This window comes from Nonomuraea sp. PA05, assembly GCF_008086045.1.
Classification (GTDB): domain Bacteria; phylum Actinomycetota; class Actinomycetes; order Streptosporangiales; family Streptosporangiaceae; genus Nonomuraea; species Nonomuraea monospora.
In genome coordinates, this window is the sequence record NZ_VSEY01000129.1 from 1 (window position 1) to 289 (window position 289).

The 289-nt window shown below is 69.2% G+C and carries 1 protein-coding gene; it reads left to right on the plus strand.

Going from position 1 to position 289, the window contains the following annotated elements:
* The coding region (locus FXF51_RS61720) for a hypothetical protein (RefSeq protein WP_222872005.1) at window positions 1-289 on the plus strand (289 nt) is incomplete at both ends.

Consider the following 289-nt stretch of genomic DNA (forward strand, 5'->3'; position numbering starts at 1 on the left):
CTTCGTGCTCCCCGACGGCCGCTTCGACCTGCCCCGCCTGCTGCGGGAGTTCGTGGTGTTCTGGCGCGAGCACGGCGAGGTCCTCATCCAGCAGGAGGGCTACCACGAGGCCGCCTGCCAGATCATCCTGATGGCCTTCCTGCACCGCCTGGTCAACGGCGGCGGCCAACTCGACCGCGAGTACGCCGCCGGCACCAAACGCCTCGACGTCCTGGTCCGCTGGCCCTACTCCGGATGCGACGGCGAGCGCCTGATGCAACGCGAGGCCATGGAGCTGAAGGTCTGGCGA